Here is a 2741-nt window from a genome sequence, read left to right as displayed (position 1 = left end):
CCCCCCCCCCCCCCCCCCGGCCGCCGGGTCGTAGTTGGCCGCGCCGGTCAGCGCGACGACCAGCGTGCCCTCGACAACGGACACTCCGGTCCAACTCGACGTGCTGCGAGACCCCGGAAGGACATCTGGATGGGCTCGTCGAAGCGCAGGAGCTCCTCCGTCGCGCTGCAGGCAACTGGCGGGTCGCGGCGCACCGCGTCCGCCTGTTCGGGGTGTGTGAATAGGGCACGCAACCCGTTGGCGAAAAGGTTCATCGTGGTCTCGAAACCCGCGTTGTAGAGCGAGGCCAGCAGGTTCAGCAGATCCGGTGGGCTGAACACGTCGGGTTGGCCGGGCCGTACCAACGCCGACACCAGGTCCTCGCGGGGCTTCGTCCGGCGCTCCTCGATGAGGTCGCCGAGAAACTCCCACAGGCGGACCGCGGTCCGGTCGGCCCGCAGCATTTCGTCCTGCGTCAAGCGCAGTTCGAAGACGAGCACCCAGTCCCCCACGATCGACCGCAGTTCGCGGTGGTCGCCATCCGGTACGGCCAGAAGACCTTTGATGATGGCGAGCCGCCTCAGGCCGGTATACTCCGGCGGGTTCTTGCACCGCCCTATGTTCTGAAGAGGTTGTCGCGCAGGACTGCTTCGCATCCGGCGTGTGTACTCGCCTACGCGACGCCTTCGGCGCCGACGTGGACCGGAGCCGCCCGGCGAAGTGCTCGGTAGAGCGCGTACGGGTCCTCCCGGCGCGCCTCGGAGAAGACGGTGGCGATCAGCTCGTCCGCGTCGCGGCTTCCGACGGTGCGGTATCCATGTGTCCTACCTCGTCGTCATCCGCAGCCGACCATTCCGCCGACTGGCGGGCGTAAGTGACTCGTACCCAAGCCGTCGGCCATGAGCGACCACCTACGGACCGCACGCCTGCCCCGGGAGCCGGTTGCGGTGCCGATCTCGTGGACCGCGACGGCGCACGGGTCGAGGTGGCCGAATGCGGCCTGGCGCACCCGAGGGACCCGGAGCGGGCGGGCCTGGACTCTTCCTGGAGCGGACTGGCCCCGGGCGTGGGACCGGACCGGATACGGATGCTGCCCGAGGGCATCCCGGACATCTGCCTTCCTCGGTCCCCCATCCGCTGCGCGGTGACCGACCTGGCGCAGCACCGCCCGGTCCCCGCCATGCTTGCGATCCGCCGGGACCTGTCCGTCGCGGGCGATGGCGACGACCTTGCCGAGGACGTCCGCGACCACGTCCGCGACGCCCTCGGTCCGGACGCCGACCGCGTGGGGACGGTCAGCATCCTCAGTCAGACGCCGTGCGCGGACCCGCCGCCCCGTGTCCTGGAACGGTTCGGCGCCCGTCGCGACCCTTCCTTCTCGACGTCGTCCCACGGCACGTCGAGCGCGCCCTCACCGACCACGACGCCAATGCCATTTGGTGCGCGACCGCGTGGACGCCGCCGTCCACCCGCGCGGCGCGCACCTGTGGGCAGCCACCTACCGGTGACCCGCTGCGCTCAGGGGCGCCGCTCCTTCAACGCGGCCAGCATCAGCCCGCCGGTCAGATCGAGGTAGTCCGCGGCCGCCCGGCCCGCGCCGGCCGCGTCCGCTGCTTCCACCGCCTCGGTAAGGGGCAACAGGCGCTCGCCGGCCAAGGCCGGGTCCTCAAACGGCCCGGTGAGCAGGTGCCGTACCGGGACGTAAGCCGCCAGCAGCGTGTTCGTCAAAAGGACGTACACCCTGTTGCAGGACAGCCGTGCCAGTTCGCGGTGCACTTCGGCCTCGGCCGACTGGGCGCGCTGCGCATCAGAGGCCGCTGCCACGGCCTGCACGGTACGCCGCAGCGCCGCGGTACGCCGCAGCGCCGCGGTACGCGGCCCCGCCTGCTCAGCGCCCCGTCGGGCGATGAGGCTCCCTACCGCCCTGCGCGCCTCGAACACGTCGTCCAACCAGCCGGCGTCCTCCTGTACCAGGAGCGGCAGCAGGTCCGCACCACCGGAGGCGAGGAAATCACGGACCCTGCTTCCGACGCCGTGCCGGGTCACAAGCAGGCCCGCCTGTTCGAGACGGGACAGCGCGTGTTTGAGAGTGGCGCGGTTCACGCCGTATCCCGCGGCCAGATCGCGCTCCGGCGGCAGTTTGGTCCCGGCCTGATGGATGCCGCCGAGGATGTCGGCGCGCAAGCATTCCTCCAGTACGTCGACAACGCTTCTGCGGTCGATGGGTTCCACAGCGCACGATCCTCTTCCCTGTTGTCACTCAGCCACGACGGGAAGTCGAGCAAACGGGTCATCTACAGTCAAGGAGCACAGCGACGGCTGGATGTCCGACGCAGTCTTCTCGGCCCTTCGACGTGTTGCCGCCTCGAGCGAAGACGGCTACGCACACGACTCCTGCTCGCATTCATCCGCACGGGAAAGTCGCCTCGCACGCCGTCTATGGAATCCTGTCCGCTGGTGACCCCAACGGCCGCGACAGGGCGGCAATTGAGCCAGTCGAGCTCGGTCTCCACTCACCCGGCACGGAGTCGCTACCGGACACCGACCCTGTCACCGCGGTCACGGACCTCGGCCGCGCGGACGTCGAACGTCGTCGCTTCCCGGCCAACGCCGCCTTCACTACAGCAGGTGTCGCCACGCCGCTCCTCCTCCCCCCGTTATCTTTTTCGCGGTCCTGCAATGGGGCCGCTGGCCTCCGGGTCCGGTATGACTGTGTCCCCTCTGTCGAAGTGATGACCTGGGGGGTGGTGTCGCCGGGTCCG

Annotated in this window: 3 protein-coding genes; 1 reads left to right on the top strand and 2 read right to left on the bottom strand. The window is 69.7% G+C overall.

Translation table 11 applies throughout. The features are described from left to right. Nucleotides 1–47: 47 nt before the first annotated feature. Nucleotides 48–635: a hypothetical protein gene (locus ACFWW8_RS34590; RefSeq protein WP_386535785.1), complete on the bottom strand. Its 588-nt coding sequence runs from the start codon at nucleotides 633–635 to the stop codon at nucleotides 48–50. A gap of 218 nt (nucleotides 636–853) precedes the next feature. Between ACFWW8_RS34590 and ACFWW8_RS34585 the strand changes: the two genes are divergently transcribed. Beyond that, the gene (locus tag ACFWW8_RS34585; protein WP_386535782.1) at nucleotides 854–1555 is read left to right on the top strand and encodes a hypothetical protein; all 702 of its coding nucleotides are present in this window, start codon (nucleotides 854–856) and stop codon (nucleotides 1553–1555) included. Here ACFWW8_RS34585 and ACFWW8_RS34580 read toward each other — a convergent pair. Further along, the gene (locus ACFWW8_RS34580) at nucleotides 1498–2211 is read right to left on the bottom strand and encodes a FadR/GntR family transcriptional regulator (protein WP_386535779.1); all 714 of its coding nucleotides are present in this window, start codon (nucleotides 2209–2211) and stop codon (nucleotides 1498–1500) included. The genes ACFWW8_RS34585 and ACFWW8_RS34580 overlap by 58 nt on opposite strands. Between the last annotated feature and the right edge of the window lie 530 nt (nucleotides 2212–2741).

The organism is Streptomyces sp. NPDC058701, from assembly GCF_042715295.1.
Lineage (GTDB): Bacteria > Actinomycetota > Actinomycetes > Streptomycetales > Streptomycetaceae > Streptomyces.
Note: the sequence above shows the minus strand (reverse complement) of the source record. Positions and strands in the feature narration are given on the sequence as shown.

Coding starts and splice junctions, on each gene's coding strand:
- ACFWW8_RS34590 (WP_386535785.1), bottom strand. CDS start 635: ATGCGAAGCAGTCCTGCGCGACAACCTCTTCAGAACATAGGGCGGTGC.